Here is a 13400-nt window from a genome sequence, read left to right as displayed (position 1 = left end):
AATTTTCCACCTAAAAAAAAGAGTGAAGCTGCAACATCCAGCTTCAACTCTTACTTCAATCGGTCGTTAAACACCTTGAAATTTATACAGGCTTTACGATTTTTTTCACGATAAATGTCAATAACAGCAATACTAGTGAGCAACCAAGAATCCCTACAGAAAGCATAGCAATACCAAGCCCATTCCACGGATTACTTAAAGCTCCCACAACAAAGCTACTAAGAAAAAGAACAACCGCCAAACTTATACTGATATAAAACGGTAAAAATACTTTTCGAGAATTTCTCTGAGCCAAAACAGTGAAACAACTAAAAAAGAGAATGTAATATACAGCTAGCGCAACTCCACTTAATAAACTCTCAAGAATCTTCATTATGAAATGATTTTCTTTTGAAACAGGAAGCTCTAAATTTATCACTTCTGGAACATCATCTGTTATAGACATTGTCATCAGTTGATATTCTTCAGGTTCTTCTGGCCAGTTTTTATTTTCCAGAAAAATCATTTGGTTTGATTGATGGAAAAACGTAGGTGCATGAATATTTGTCTGTAAATCAGTCAGTCGTTTCGTTTCATTCGTTTCTAGGTTTTTTACAAATAATTCATATGCAAACAAAGATGTGTCCTCTGTTTCCTCTGAAACAGCAGTATAAGCTAAAAGTTGCTCATCATAAGACAGAACTGAAGAATAAATATCATGATTTAGCTTTGATGTTGCTTCAAGAGGAGCTTGCTTTTCATTTTCAATCGTGTAGCTATAAAGCTGTTCGAATTCATTAAATAAGCTATAATATAGTGTTTTTCCATCTTTAGATATAGAGAGATCATTCATCGAAAAATGATCTTGATCAGTTAACTGCGTTACTTCCTTACTAGCAACATCTACTTGATAAAGATCATAACCTTCTCGTGTTTCACCTTCTGCTTTTTTAAATTCTTCTGCTTGTATTCCTATAAAATAAACCTTTTCGCCAGTCTGAGAAAAAACAGCATCTGTCACATGCATGGTGTTTTCAGTTAGTTGTTCTTTTGTTGATGTGTTCAAATTTTGAAGAGTTAAACGATTTATACCTGTATCATCTTTTGATAAGTAAAGAATTTCCTTCCCATCAACTGAGAATCTTGGTGTATGATACCGTCCCTTACTGCCCTTCGTTACCTTTATAATATTAGATCCATCAAGTCCTGCCTTATAAATAGCTTCATTACCATCTAAAAAATAAGAAAACGCGATTTCCTCATCATTCGGTGAAACAGCAAGTTCACTACCTAACCCTGTAAAGTATTTATAAGGATCTTTCTCTCCAAAAAGAATCGTAAGAAATGAACTAACAATAAGCACTAAGAAAATGAATGCCAAGATAAAAATAATACGATTTTGTTTCAAGATATCAGCTCCTAATTTCTTTTAAAATTTTACCTTTAAACTTGATTGACAATTATTATCAAGTTAAAGATACACTACAGTTAAGTTATAAGTAACTTAATAGACAAAGCCTTCTTTCTCTAAAAAACCCTGATGATTCTGTCAGTTTATAAGAACAATTGTCGAAAATCTCATCTATTTGTTTATTTTGTTTTACTATAGATTTAATTAATTTAATAAGATAATACTAGTGATTATGTATCCTTAAGGAGAGTTTATATGTTAAAAAAAGAGCTCCGATTAGATAAATTAGAGGCAGAAATTTCACTACTTAGAATGGAAATGATTTCAACTGCTCAGTTTAAAGGTCTTAAACACCCTGACACAATTAAGTGCAGCCAAGCGTTAGATTGTCTAATAACTAGATATCAGAAAACAAAAACATAGGTGATCGATTAAGAAAAAATGTTAGATCACCTACTTATTTTTTTAACTTTATACTTTTGAATAGTACTTAAGATGATTTATTCAAGAGTTGAAACTGATTACTCTTATTTTCAACGCTTTTGTTATCAATTTTACCATTATGACGATCTTTTCTTTTCTTAAAATAAACAGGCCTTCCAGTTGTCACCCTAGAAAATCCCTCAACCATAAACGTAACAGCCAATATTGTTAATGCAAAACAAACGATTGGAGTTAACGGAATCCATGGCGCCCATTGTAAAAAAATCTTTGTTCCGCCTATTAATCCTGACCATTCATTTGTTATCGATCGTGGTGGATCAGCTGCCATTGGATCAAAAGATAATAACGTTCCTCCAAAATAGAGATTAAATAATCCTAAGTGTGCCATAACAATTAATGTTTGTACAAATTGCTGACCAAATAAGATAAAAAAACGATCCTTTAGAATAGGAACAATATGTTTTAAAATAATGTGAAATCTAGTTCCACCTAATGTTTTAGCACTCATCACATATTCTGACTTTAATAATTCACTCGTTTCATTTCCGATCAGTACGGAAAGAATAGGTACAGTTAGTAAAGCTAGCACTAGAATTTCTAATCCCATTCTTTCTGTTAAAGAGTAAGAAAATCCTTCTGGCTGCATATAAAGAACAGGTCCTAGTAAGTATAAGGCTATGATTGTTAACGGGATAAAATGAAAGGCATCAACTAAACTATTTACATATTTTTTTGTTTTTGTAAAATACGTTCCTAACATTAATCCTAATGGAACTGAAATCACCATTCTCAATAAAGCAATAACAAGCGCAGCTAAAATCGTAAATTTCGCACCAATGAGAACTTTACTTAACATGTCATAACCAAGTTTATCGGTTCCTAACAACACTTCTTTTCTAGGAGCTATTGGTGCAGAATCAACTAACTCATTATCTTCACCATAGATATGATAAATCTGCCTAACCTCATTATTTACAGCATGAGAATAGATAAAACTCACAGTAACTAGAATGAATAAAAATAAGAACCCAATTAAAAAGAGAGGATTTTTAAAAAGTTTACTCATGAAACAGCTTCACCTCCCTTTATCGAGATTTCAATGATGCTTTTAACTATTTGATAGAAAATAAAGATTGGTACAAATAAAAATAACAATATAAATGTAAAAACTTCTGGAACCATATAGGTGGTCAAATAATAGGTAATCCCAAAAATTCCAAATAATAATTCAACTACTACTAAGGTGGATAGCATAAACCAGATTGTTTTCTTAAAGTTAAAAAATAGAGAAATCGCAGTGTTTCTAAAAACATGGATGATTAATAAAAACGTATGATTCAAACCTTTTGCTCTACCAAGTAGAACATAATCTTTTAGTAGCTCTTCTTCATAAAGATGAATCGCTAATCGATAAAGCTGAATCGTTGGTAAAACAGCTAGGCATAAAATAGGTAGTAAGAGGGCTTGACTATCTCCTACAGTTACTACTTTCATAAGAAGTATATCTGTTTTTTTATAAATGATCACAACCGCTAACTGAAGCAATAATACAATTAATATATCTGGCAAAGACTCAAAAAAGAGAATGATAAACTTCATTTTCTCTCTTAACCATTTGGGAAATTGCATAGTCATGATCGTTAAAAGTATAGACGTTAGGTAAGCTAATATCAATGCACATATGATAAGTGTTAATGAATAAAAAGCCCCTTCTAGAATTAACGGATATACCTTATATTCAGTTCCTCTAATAATAATAGTTAACTCTCGGAAATGAACTAAACTAGTTAATATAGTCTTAATCGTTTGAAAAAACATCTTTAAAGGTCCTTCTTCTGTGCTTATAGCGACAAATAAAGAAGGAATCGCACCGAATATAACAATTCCTATACATGCTGCAAAAAATTGAAAAATAATCATCACTATCTTTCTCATCCATTTACCCCCCCTATGTTAATACCTTCCAATTATACATTCTATTTATATATTATTCTAATATGTATCTATTGTAAAAGGAGTCAGATCCCTCACAATGGAGAAGTCTGACCCCTTTTACTTTTCTATGTTTTTATTTCGATACGTAATAATTATTTTTACCGTTTTTCTTTGCTGTGTACATTGCTTCATCTGCCACTTTGATTAATGATTGATAATCTGTTCCATGCTGAGGGTATGTTGCAATTCCTATACTTGCAGATACTTTAATTAAATGAGTTTCAATATGATATGGCTCATTTATAATTTCAATGATTCTTTCGGCTAAATCTGCTAACATTTGCTGATCACTCGCTTTATCGACTAACAAAATAAACTCATCTCCACCAAGTCGTGAGATTGTATCACCTTTTCGAACAACATTTTTAAGGCGTTCAGCAACTAATTGGAGTAAAGTATCACCCATTTCATGTCCAAATGTATCATTTACAGCTTTGAATCCATCTAAATCCATAAAGAAAATAGCGAAGTTTCGCTTTTTTAATATAGCATCAGATATTAATCTTGTTAGATAACCTCTATTAGGAAGATTTGTAAGAGAGTCATAATTTGCTCTTTTCTTCCATTTTTCATTGTAAGTTTCAAGAGAATCTAGCATTTCATTTATTTGGTCGGCAAGATCGCCAATTTCATCTTCACCATGTTTACCAACACGATTACCTGGATTGTTACACGCTCGCACCCTAACAACACTTTCTTTTAACCTGATAATCCTTGATGCAAATATTTTATCAAAAGTATAATAAATAACTGTACATATGATTGTCACTAAAACTAAAAGAGAAAGGAGATTTAATAAAACTAACAACTTACCGTTATGGTAAATGGTTCGCTCGCTAGTTACCTCAACATAGCTAATTGGATGACCTAATAGATCAGTAAGTAAACTATAACCTGCGATTTTCGTTTCACTTATTTCACGAATGAATAAATCATTTTTCTCTAGCTTCTCAAGCTTTAGTGATTCCAGATCTTGAGGAATTTCCTGAAAAAGAGAGAGCTTTAAACCAATCATATCTCCTATTTCACTAATCAACTCTTGATCAAATTTTCTCGTAAATATAAGGATTCCATTTGAGGGACCCTCATAAGAGCTATTTAAAATAGGATGAGCAGATAGTAACGTGATTCCTTCACTAGTTTGAATAATTCCAGTTATTTTCCCATTTGGTGGAAGGGGCTTTTTTAGATCATAAATGTCTAACCACTCTGGCTCACCAACATTCTCATCCAGCTTTCCATTTTCATTTAATTTACTGCCATATATAAACTGACCACTTTGATTTAAAAATAACACTGTATCTAAGCGATTTTGTTGATAGGTTTCTTCTGTGAAATTTGATTCTATATATTCAGAATTTTCATTTTTAATAAAATTAGTTGTATCATCCCAAGCAGCATAATCTAGATTCACCTGATTTAAATGAACTAGTTCATTATCAATTAAATTACGTATTTGATTGATTTGTTTTGTGACTTGTTCTTGTTCATACGTATGATGGATCTTATTCGTAATTATTCCAACCAAAACCATAATGATAACCATGAATAGTGTAATAATCCCAATTGAAGCAAGAAGTAGCTTTTTACGAAGAGTCATTTTTTCCACCTACTTTTTCTGTGCATAGTTCATTATAGCTTATAAAAATTATGAAAGAATAGTATTTGTAAGGCTCTTTTCTGAAAGATTAATGCTAATTGACTTAAATATGCAGTGGAAACATTGTTGTAATAGCAAAATAGGTACTATCTTATGAAGAAAAGATGCCACTATGCTTATATTGTGCTTTTTACTTGGAGTTGTTAAAGCAACAAAGTTTACGAAACAGCCTCGTAAAAAAATAACTAGAAGCTTGAGCAGGTAATTTTTTTATCAAAATTTATGATAAAGATTTATGCTAAAAAACCAAATAGAAGGATCTAGTGGAGGATAATCTCCGGATGTCCTAAAGGATGTGCCTATGTCTGTAATCGAAAAAGAGATTAGCTTTTAACTAATCTCAGGTTGATACATTATGCTAATTCTTTTTGTTTTGTTTCTTCTCCAAGTATCAAGACAGCAAGTGCACCGATGAATATTGCGATAGCAAATATTAAGAAGATCACATGAATAGAAACTTCAGCAGCAACCATATATCCTACTAAAAGAGGTCCAAGTATACCACCTATTCTTCCAAAAGAAGCAGCTAAACCGGCACCTGTACCTCGTATTTCGGTTGGATAATGTTCTGGCGTATATGCATATAATCCTCCCCATGCTCCTAAGTTAAAGAATGATAGGAAAATCCCTGATGTTAGTAACAGTGGAAGAGACTCGGCATTACCAAAGAAATAGGCACTAACTGCTGTTCCGATTAAAAAGGTAACAAGAACAAATTTACGTCCAGCTCGCTCAATAAAATATGCAGCTGTAAAATATCCTGGTAATTGAGCAAGAGTCATAATTAAAACATACTGAAAGCTTTTAATTAAACTAAAACCCTTCATAACCATAACACTTGGTAACCATAGAAACATGCCATAGTAGGAGAAAACAATACAAAACCATAAAATCCATAACATTGTCGTTTGTTTTGTATAAGGCTTTTTCCATACCTTTGCTATTTTCATGAATGAAGACTCTTTTTGTTTTGACACACTTACAGCTTGAAATCTAGGTGAATCTGGGAGTTTAACCCTTAAATATAAAGCATAAAATGCCGGTATAGCACTTAGTAAAAGTGCGGCCTGCCAACCATAACTCGGAATGACAAAATACGAAATAAGCGCGGCAATGAGCCACCCTGCAGCCCAAAAGCTTTCTAATAGTACAACAACTTTCCCTCTTTCATTTGCTGGTACACTCTCAGAAACAAGAGTTGAAGCAACAGGAAGTTCTCCTCCCAATCCAGCACCGATAAAAAATCTTAGGATCAGAAAAAGTGTTAAAGATGTAACAAAAGCAGAAAGACCACTACCAACTGAAAATAATAATAACGTAATAATAAATACCTGTTTACGACCAACTTTATCTGCCATTAACCCAAATACAAGAGCTCCTACAGCCATCCCAATGGAATTAACACTTCCTATCCAACCCATCTGTGAAGTTGTTAAATTCCAATCCTTCTGCAATGCCGCAATAATGAATGATAAAATTCCAACATCCATTGCATCAAACATCCAGCCTAGCCCTGCAATACCGAGTAATTTCTTTCTAGATAATTCTTGAGTTTTAACCATTTAAACCACCTTTCACTAGTAGAGCATCAGATAGTGGTGTTCACTTTATTGCCACACTTGTAAAAATTACCGGTTGATTTTTACATTAACTCTATATTTTATCCTGAAACCTGTTCATAAACTTAAGATTAACTTTTTACGCGGTTTACCTTAGAGATTAATGTGTAAAGTTTAAAAAATCCACTAAAAGGCTAAATAAATAGTAACACTACTAATATTTTTATTTAAATACTCCATCTTCACTTATACTCAAACAAAATTATATAGTCAATGTATATTACTTAACATTCCAAATTCTTTTTAAAATCATTCATTTTCTACTTTATTTATTAGCTAGTCCTATGTTATATTAATTGTAACAAAATGTTCACAAAACATTCTTTTTTTTGACACAAACCTGAAAGCGTCAACAATTAAAGGAGCTGATATAAAATGGACGTGTTTTTTGCTTATTTACTATTCTCAAGTGCAACACCATTATTCTTATGGAATGAAAATAAAAAACTTGCGATTCTCCAGATACCTTTTATAGCATTAATGTGGGTAATGTTTGCTTTATATATGACAGTTGATTTTGGTACACTTGAATACACATTATTCGGCATCATCTTCGCCCTAAATGTGCTAGCTGCTCTTGGAACAGGATTATACGTGTATCTATCCCACTTTTCAAAAAGAGTGTCAGATTATATCTACTAATTCTAAAACACACACAATTTGAGGGTAAACTACGTCAAATGCATTGTGTATGAAGGAAAAAAGGCTAGCTTTGGCTAGTCTTTTTTTATTTTGGTTTGGGATTTCGTAGGGAGAGCGATATGAAAGCGTTATTATATTTCTTTTCACCTTATAAATGATCCTAGGAAAAAGGGGATGATCATTTTATCTTCGATTTTTGAAGAATATCTCCGATTTTTTGGATTTATCTTCGATTTTTCCAATTTATCATCGATTTTCGTGATTTATCTTCGATTAGACAATTTTCGACAAAAAAATCTAACCTCCTCTACCTATTTAGACTCTTCTCCTTAGACAAACAAATAAGACTGGATAATTCCAAAGTTAACTTCTACCCTCCATAAAAAACAAAAAAGTATGACTCAAAATTAAATTTGAGTCATACCTTTCCTTGTTTAATAACCGCCCATATCCCAAACCATTGCTAGCAATGTACCGAAAACAGTAACAAGGGCGATAAAAATACCATAATAGATGTTTGTATAAATCGCTGCTTTATCCTCAGTTTCACCAGCATGCATAAACACGACTAGCTGAAGTCCAGCTTGGATAAATGCTGTTACAAGTAGAATGGTCATACCTAATGCGAATGACATATCTAAGAAGTATACGGCAAGTGCAACAACTGTTAGAACTAATGAAAACGCAAAACCCATGACTTGTTTCATTGGAAATAACTCTCTCATCTTACATCATTCCTTTCAAGTAGATGAAGCTAAAGATAAAGATCCAGACTACATCTAGGAAATGCCAGTAAAGTGAGAAAATAAATGATTTATTCGCTGTTTCTGGAGTTAATCCACGCTTCTTCACTTGAATCATAATAAATATTCCCCAAAATAATCCAAGTGTTACGTGAGCACCATGTGTTCCTAATGTTGTTAATAAAGCTGATGTGAATGCACTAGTTTGAATGCCAGCACCTTCGTGAACATACAATGCAAATTCATAAATTTCGACTCCTAAAAAGGCTAAACCAAGAAGAAGGGTAATTCCAAAAAAGCCTAACATTGCTTTTTGTCTTCCAAGTCTCATTGCATGAATGGCTAGCCCAATTGTAAAACTACTTGATAAAAGTAAAATTGTTTCAAGAAGTACTGGAGCAATATGAAAGATCTCTGCTCCAGTTGGACCACTTGCCGTACGATCAGCTAATGTGAAATAGGATGCGAAAAGTGTTGCAAACAGCATAATCTCAGCACCTAGGAATATCCAAAATCCTAACACCTTCAACCGATTTTCTTCTGTGCTATATTCAAGTGGAAGCGAGTTATCTATTTTCATTTGTTAAGCACCTCGCAATTCTGATTCAGTTTCTTCAATTTCTTTCACAGAAATGTAACGTCCATGATCTTTTTCAAATGAACGCAAAGTCATACATACAAAAATTCCTATCGTTGCAACAATTGCTGGGATCCACAGACTGAATACTAGTGAAAAGCCCCAAACAAAGAAGATACAACTTAAGACAAACGGTAAGCCACTGTTGTTAGGCATATGAATTTTCTCATATTCACCTTTAAATAATACGTGACCATTTTTCTTCGCATCCCAAAGTGCTTGTTCTGACTTCACTTCTGGAATAATCGCAAAGTTATATTCAGGTACTGGTGTATGAGTAGCCCACTCTAAAGTACGAGCATCCCAAGGATCTGAACTGATATCTCTTGAAGCATATCGGAAACTATAGTAAATGTTATAAACAATCAATACAAAGCCGATTCCCATAATTGCTGCTCCACCAAATGATACCATGTTTAATGGGCCAAATCCTGTAGACTCAGAGTACGTGTACATACGACGTGCTTGACCATCTAATCCTGTGATATACATTGGAATAAACGCTAAGATAAAGCCTATTGAAAGCAACCATGCTGTCCATTTTCCAATCTTCTCGTTCAACATGAAGCCAAATAGTTTCGGCCAGTAATATGTGAATCCAGCAAGCATAGCGTAAACTACACCCGGAATAATAACGTTGTGGAAGTGAGCAACTAAGAACATTGTATTATGATATTGATAATCTGCAGCAGACATCGCAAGCATTACTCCTGTTACCCCACCTAATGTGAATAGAGGAAGGAATAATAATGAGTAAAGCATTGGTGTTGGCACAGAGATTTTTCCTTTTCGAAGTGTTAATATCCAGTTGAATATTTTAACACCTGTTGGAACTGCAATTGCCATTGTTGTAACAGAGAAGATACTGTTTGTAAATGCCCCTTGACCCATTGTAAAGAAATGGTGAGCCCATACAATAAATGATAGAAGCGAGATAATGACCATTGATCCTACCATTGATTTGTATCCATATAAGTTACGACGAGCAAATGTAGAGATAATTTCACTAAAAATACCGAACGCAGGTAGTATCAAGATATAAACTTCAGGATGTCCCCATACCCAGAAGATGTTCGCCCAAAGCATATCCATACCACCGTTATCAAGTGTAAAGAAGTTTGTGCCAAACAATCGGTCCATTGTTCCCATTGCAAGTGCCACTGTTAATACAGGGAATGCGAACACAATAATCGCACTAGCAATTAATGAGGACCATGTGAACATTGGCATTTTCATTAATGTCATACCAGGTGCTCTCATTTTTAAAATCGTCGTGATAAAGTTAATACCTGTCATTAATGTACCAATACCAGCGATCTGAATGGCAATCATATAATAGTTCGTACCTACTGACTTACTAAACTCGTTCCCTGCAAGTGGGAAATAAGACGTCCACCCAGCATCAGGAGAACCACCCACAACAAACGAAATATTAAATAACATTGCACCCATAAAGAATAACCAAAAGCTTAACGCGTTCAATCGTGGGAAAGCAACATCACGTGCGCCAATTTGTAAAGGAACAACAAAGTTCATAAAGAACATGATAAATGGCATCGCCATAAATAAAATCATAACAATTCCGTGCGTTGTGAAAATTTCATTATAATGCTGCGAATCTAGTAAAACATTATCAGGAACAGCAAGCTGAGCACGCATCATAATGGCATCAACGCCACCACGGAAAAGCATGACTAAAGCAGAAAGTAAATACATAATACCGATCTTTTTATGGTCTACAGTTGTTAACCATTCACGCCATAAATAACCCCATTTTTTAAAGTACGTTAACCCTGCTATGATTCCTATTACAGTCAGACCAATAGAGACCATCGCAATATATATAGGTAAACTTGGATGAGGTATGGCAAAGCGTTCGAAAAATTCCATACTATTTTTGACTCCTTTCGGAAGTGAATTATTGTGAAAAACTAGTTTCGTTTATTAATGACCACTATGATCTGATTTTTCTTCATGTGACTCATGAGAATCATGTTCTTCATGTGAATCGTCCATATCATCGTCCGTCATTGTCTCATCTTGTTCATGATCAGATGAACCGTGATGATGTTCTGGTGGTGATGAAAAGTCTAAATGTGTACCAGTGAACGTCATTCGTCCTAAATGTCCTGGTTCTAATAACTCATCGAACTTTTCTTCTGTAATTGGTTTGGCTGTTTCTTTTACTTCATCTACCCACTCATCAAAGTCTTCTTGTGACATGGCTGTTACATCAAAGATATTCTCAGCAAAACCTTCTCCACTGAAGTTTGCATTTCGACCCATAAATTCCCCAGGAGCATCTGCTGCTAAATGAAGGGTTGTGACATGGTCATTCATCGCATATTTTTGTCCACCTAATTGCGGAATCCAAAAACTTGTAATCGGTCCATGTGAATACAATTTAAACTCAAGAGCTCGATCTGTCGGTATATATAAATAGTTCACTGTTTCAATTCCTTCTTCAGGATAACTAAAATGCCACTTCCAGTTAGAAGATGAAGCATAAACAACTAATGGCTCTTTGTCTTCATATCCCTTTGGTGCTGACTCTACGATATAGTTACTCTGAACAGAAACGAATGAAAGGTAAGCAACAATTAGAATTGGGATACCAATCATAATTACTTCAACCCAGATATTCCCTTCAATATGTGGTGGCTCATAATCATCTGCTTGTTTAGATGCACGATATTTCACTAACATCATTATTAATAATGCAAATACAACAACAACAATTCCTACCATAATGCCCATTGATAGTAAGATATCACTTGCTAACCTCTCAGCTTGAGGACCTTTTGGATCTAATACCAATAATGGTTCACACCCTGAAAGCACTGTGACAACAGATAAAATAATTGTGAATAAAGCCAATTTAATTTTCATACAAGTACTCCTTTCATTAAAAACACATAAACTCTCAATCTATTCTTTTGATGCTACATAAATCCGAAAAGCAATTGTGAACAAGTGAACTTATTACTTTTCGATATCATTTTAAATTAAACTGTGTGAAAGATCACACAAACTGCTTACTCACATAATATCAGATGCTCGCTTTCATGATAATCAATAAAAAGAAGTGTCATGCAACGTTCAACGGATGATCACGAATTCGTAATAATTTGATCATAAATTGTTCACTTCTTTGGAAAAAACACTACTGTACTGGGAGGTTGTGCATTAGTTGGATAGTTATTCTTTAACAAGTAAGGATAATTTGTGCACTTTTGATTTGGTGGATCCGGTAGATGAGTGGGTTACAGAGTTTAGGATTCTTACAGCTAATGTAGGAGAAGAAATACATATATGTTCTCTTAATTGCTTATTCGTAATATCTTGACCAAACAACAAATAGTAGTCATTTAATGCAAGAATATGTGCGTCTTTATCTTTTGTTTGGCATCTCGGGTAACACCAACTCCCAAATATCCTTTCCATACCTAACGTTTTACAAGATGGACATATTACACCTTTAAGTACCTCTTTTTCATCTATTTCAAACCTAGGTAAAACAGGTTGAAATTGTTCGATGTGGTTTTTCTTCAATTGTCTAGCTAATTTCTTCAGATCTTTGTCATTAAGAATTTGTTTTGAATAGAGTTTTTTAATTTGTAGGACTTTAAAAGGAAGGTAATTGATGTTGATGACAATGTCACTTAATCGTTGATTTTCTGGAGAAGTCCGGATGAGAGTGTTTGTATTGCTTACCACAACAAGAGGGATAATTGGAACGTCTGGAAATTGTTTATTGACTAGCCACTTCTTAAGCTTTGTAACATGCTGCTGCGACTGAATGATTGGATCTGGAAAAGCAGTTTCTTTTCCATCTAACGTGCGGATTAACTGATGAAAGTTTTGGTCAAAAAAGAGTGTTCCCGCAATATTTTTTATTTCTAGATTAATTATAAAGCTACTATTGATAAGGATAGAATCTAGTTGAAAGTAGTAATCATCATTTTGCAGTCGTAAATCATTCAAAATTGCGAAATCTTTTTCTTTAAGCTGTTCAAGATGATAGTCAACAGCTTTTTCTCCTTTGTATCCCGCATTTCTTTTCGATAAACTCTCTTTTATCCTAGGTAGTTTAACATGTTCAGGTGGTAACCTTCTTACCAATGCTTCTAGTTGTAAAATAACTAGTGGTTTTTCACGTGCTTTTACGATCATTTCATCAACCCCATTCATTTATGACATATATCTTCTATAAAAAGTAGCTAATACCTCTCTCTTTTATATAAAATTTTAGTTGAATCCTAGAATCGTT

The 13400-nt window shown here is 33.7% G+C and carries 12 protein-coding genes; 2 read left to right on the top strand and 10 right to left on the bottom strand.

The window, feature by feature from the left end:
* Nucleotides 1-82: 82 nt before the first annotated feature.
* Complete coding sequence (locus LC076_RS11685) at nucleotides 83-1387, bottom strand: TolB family protein (protein ID WP_226669102.1); 1305 nt, start codon at nucleotides 1385-1387, stop codon at nucleotides 83-85.
* Nucleotides 1388-1645: 258 nt separating this feature from the next.
* Here LC076_RS11685 and LC076_RS11680 point away from each other — a divergent pair, with 258 nt between their 5' ends.
* Entirely contained in the window at nucleotides 1646-1813 is a 168-nt protein-coding gene (locus tag LC076_RS11680; protein ID WP_226669101.1) for an aspartyl-phosphate phosphatase Spo0E family protein, read from the top strand.
* Between the two features lie 67 nt (nucleotides 1814-1880).
* On the opposite strand, the gene LC076_RS11675 is transcribed toward LC076_RS11680, so the two are convergent.
* The 4 genes from LC076_RS11675 to LC076_RS11660 all read right to left on the bottom strand — a co-directional run bounded on the left by LC076_RS11675 (nucleotide 1881) and on the right by LC076_RS11660 (nucleotide 7051).
* Entirely contained in the window at nucleotides 1881-2900 is a 1020-nt protein-coding gene (locus LC076_RS11675; protein WP_226669098.1) for an ABC transporter permease, read from the bottom strand.
* On the bottom strand, nucleotides 2897-3769 hold the full coding sequence (locus LC076_RS11670; protein ID WP_226669096.1) for an ABC transporter permease subunit: 873 nt from the start codon (nucleotides 3767-3769) through the stop codon (nucleotides 2897-2899). Before LC076_RS11670 ends, LC076_RS11675 begins: the two co-directional genes overlap by 4 nt.
* Before the next feature lie 133 nt (nucleotides 3770-3902).
* Nucleotides 3903-5429 (bottom strand): diguanylate cyclase domain-containing protein, encoded by a 1527-nt coding sequence (locus tag LC076_RS11665; RefSeq protein ID WP_226669094.1) that lies wholly within the window; start codon nucleotides 5427-5429, stop codon nucleotides 3903-3905.
* A 413-nt stretch (nucleotides 5430-5842) separates the two neighbouring features.
* The gene (locus LC076_RS11660; RefSeq protein ID WP_226669080.1) at nucleotides 5843-7051 is read right to left on the bottom strand and encodes an MFS transporter; all 1209 of its coding nucleotides are present in this window, start codon (nucleotides 7049-7051) and stop codon (nucleotides 5843-5845) included.
* A gap of 432 nt (nucleotides 7052-7483) precedes the next feature.
* Between LC076_RS11660 and LC076_RS11655 the strand changes: the two genes are divergently transcribed.
* Nucleotides 7484-7750, top strand: coding sequence for a spore morphogenesis/germination protein YwcE (locus LC076_RS11655; protein WP_226669076.1), 267 nt, complete (start codon nucleotides 7484-7486; stop codon nucleotides 7748-7750).
* Nucleotides 7751-8184: 434 nt separating this feature from the next.
* Here LC076_RS11655 and qoxD read toward each other — a convergent pair whose 3' ends face one another.
* The 5 genes from qoxD to LC076_RS11630 form a co-directional block, all read right to left on the bottom strand.
* Nucleotides 8185-8475, bottom strand: coding sequence for a cytochrome aa3 quinol oxidase subunit IV (gene qoxD / locus LC076_RS11650; protein ID WP_226669073.1), 291 nt, complete (start codon nucleotides 8473-8475; stop codon nucleotides 8185-8187).
* A gap of 1 nt (nucleotide 8476) precedes the next feature.
* Nucleotides 8477-9073: a cytochrome aa3 quinol oxidase subunit III gene (gene qoxC, locus LC076_RS11645; protein WP_226669070.1), complete on the bottom strand. Its 597-nt coding sequence runs from the start codon at nucleotides 9071-9073 to the stop codon at nucleotides 8477-8479.
* A 3-nt stretch (nucleotides 9074-9076) separates the two neighbouring features.
* Nucleotides 9077-11020 carry a cytochrome aa3 quinol oxidase subunit I gene (qoxB, locus tag LC076_RS11640; RefSeq protein WP_226669067.1) on the bottom strand — a complete coding sequence of 648 codons (1944 nt, stop codon included), beginning with the start codon at nucleotides 11018-11020 and terminating at the stop codon, nucleotides 9077-9079.
* Between the two features lie 54 nt (nucleotides 11021-11074).
* A complete protein-coding gene (gene qoxA / locus LC076_RS11635; protein WP_226669063.1) occupies nucleotides 11075-12019 on the bottom strand; it encodes a cytochrome aa3 quinol oxidase subunit II in 945 nt (314 codons plus the stop codon).
* A gap of 309 nt (nucleotides 12020-12328) precedes the next feature.
* Nucleotides 12329-13303: a nuclease-related domain-containing protein gene (locus LC076_RS11630; RefSeq protein ID WP_226669061.1), complete on the bottom strand. Its 975-nt coding sequence runs from the start codon at nucleotides 13301-13303 to the stop codon at nucleotides 12329-12331.
* Between the last annotated feature and the right edge of the window lie 97 nt (nucleotides 13304-13400).

Origin of the sequence: Metabacillus litoralis (genome assembly GCF_020524045.1) — a bacterium.
GTDB lineage: Bacteria > Bacillota > Bacilli > Bacillales > Bacillaceae > Metabacillus > Metabacillus litoralis_C.
Note: the sequence above shows the minus strand (reverse complement) of the source record. Positions and strands in the feature narration are given on the sequence as shown.

Bases quoted from the DNA above. Each gene is read 5' to 3' on its own strand.
- qoxB (WP_226669067.1), bottom strand. From the start codon at position 11,020: ATGGAATTTTTCGAACGCTTTGCCATACCTCATCCAAGTTTACCTATA.
- qoxA (WP_226669063.1), bottom strand. From the start codon at position 12,019: ATGAAAATTAAATTGGCTTTATTCACAATTATTTTATCTGTTGTCACA.
- qoxC (WP_226669070.1), bottom strand. From the start codon at position 9,073: ATGAAAATAGATAACTCGCTTCCACTTGAATATAGCACAGAAGAAAAT.
- LC076_RS11660 (WP_226669080.1), bottom strand. From the start codon at position 7,051: ATGGTTAAAACTCAAGAATTATCTAGAAAGAAATTACTCGGTATTGCA.
- LC076_RS11665 (WP_226669094.1), bottom strand. From the start codon at position 5,429: ATGACTCTTCGTAAAAAGCTACTTCTTGCTTCAATTGGGATTATTACA.
- LC076_RS11630 (WP_226669061.1), bottom strand. From the start codon at position 13,303: ATGATCGTAAAAGCACGTGAAAAACCACTAGTTATTTTACAACTAGAA.
- qoxD (WP_226669073.1), bottom strand. From the start codon at position 8,475: ATGAGAGAGTTATTTCCAATGAAACAAGTCATGGGTTTTGCGTTTTCA.
- LC076_RS11655 (WP_226669076.1), top strand. From the start codon at position 7,484: ATGGACGTGTTTTTTGCTTATTTACTATTCTCAAGTGCAACACCATTA.
- LC076_RS11675 (WP_226669098.1), bottom strand. From the start codon at position 2,900: ATGAGTAAACTTTTTAAAAATCCTCTCTTTTTAATTGGGTTCTTATTT.
- LC076_RS11670 (WP_226669096.1), bottom strand. From the start codon at position 3,769: ATGAGAAAGATAGTGATGATTATTTTTCAATTTTTTGCAGCATGTATA.
- LC076_RS11680 (WP_226669101.1), top strand. From the start codon at position 1,646: ATGTTAAAAAAAGAGCTCCGATTAGATAAATTAGAGGCAGAAATTTCA.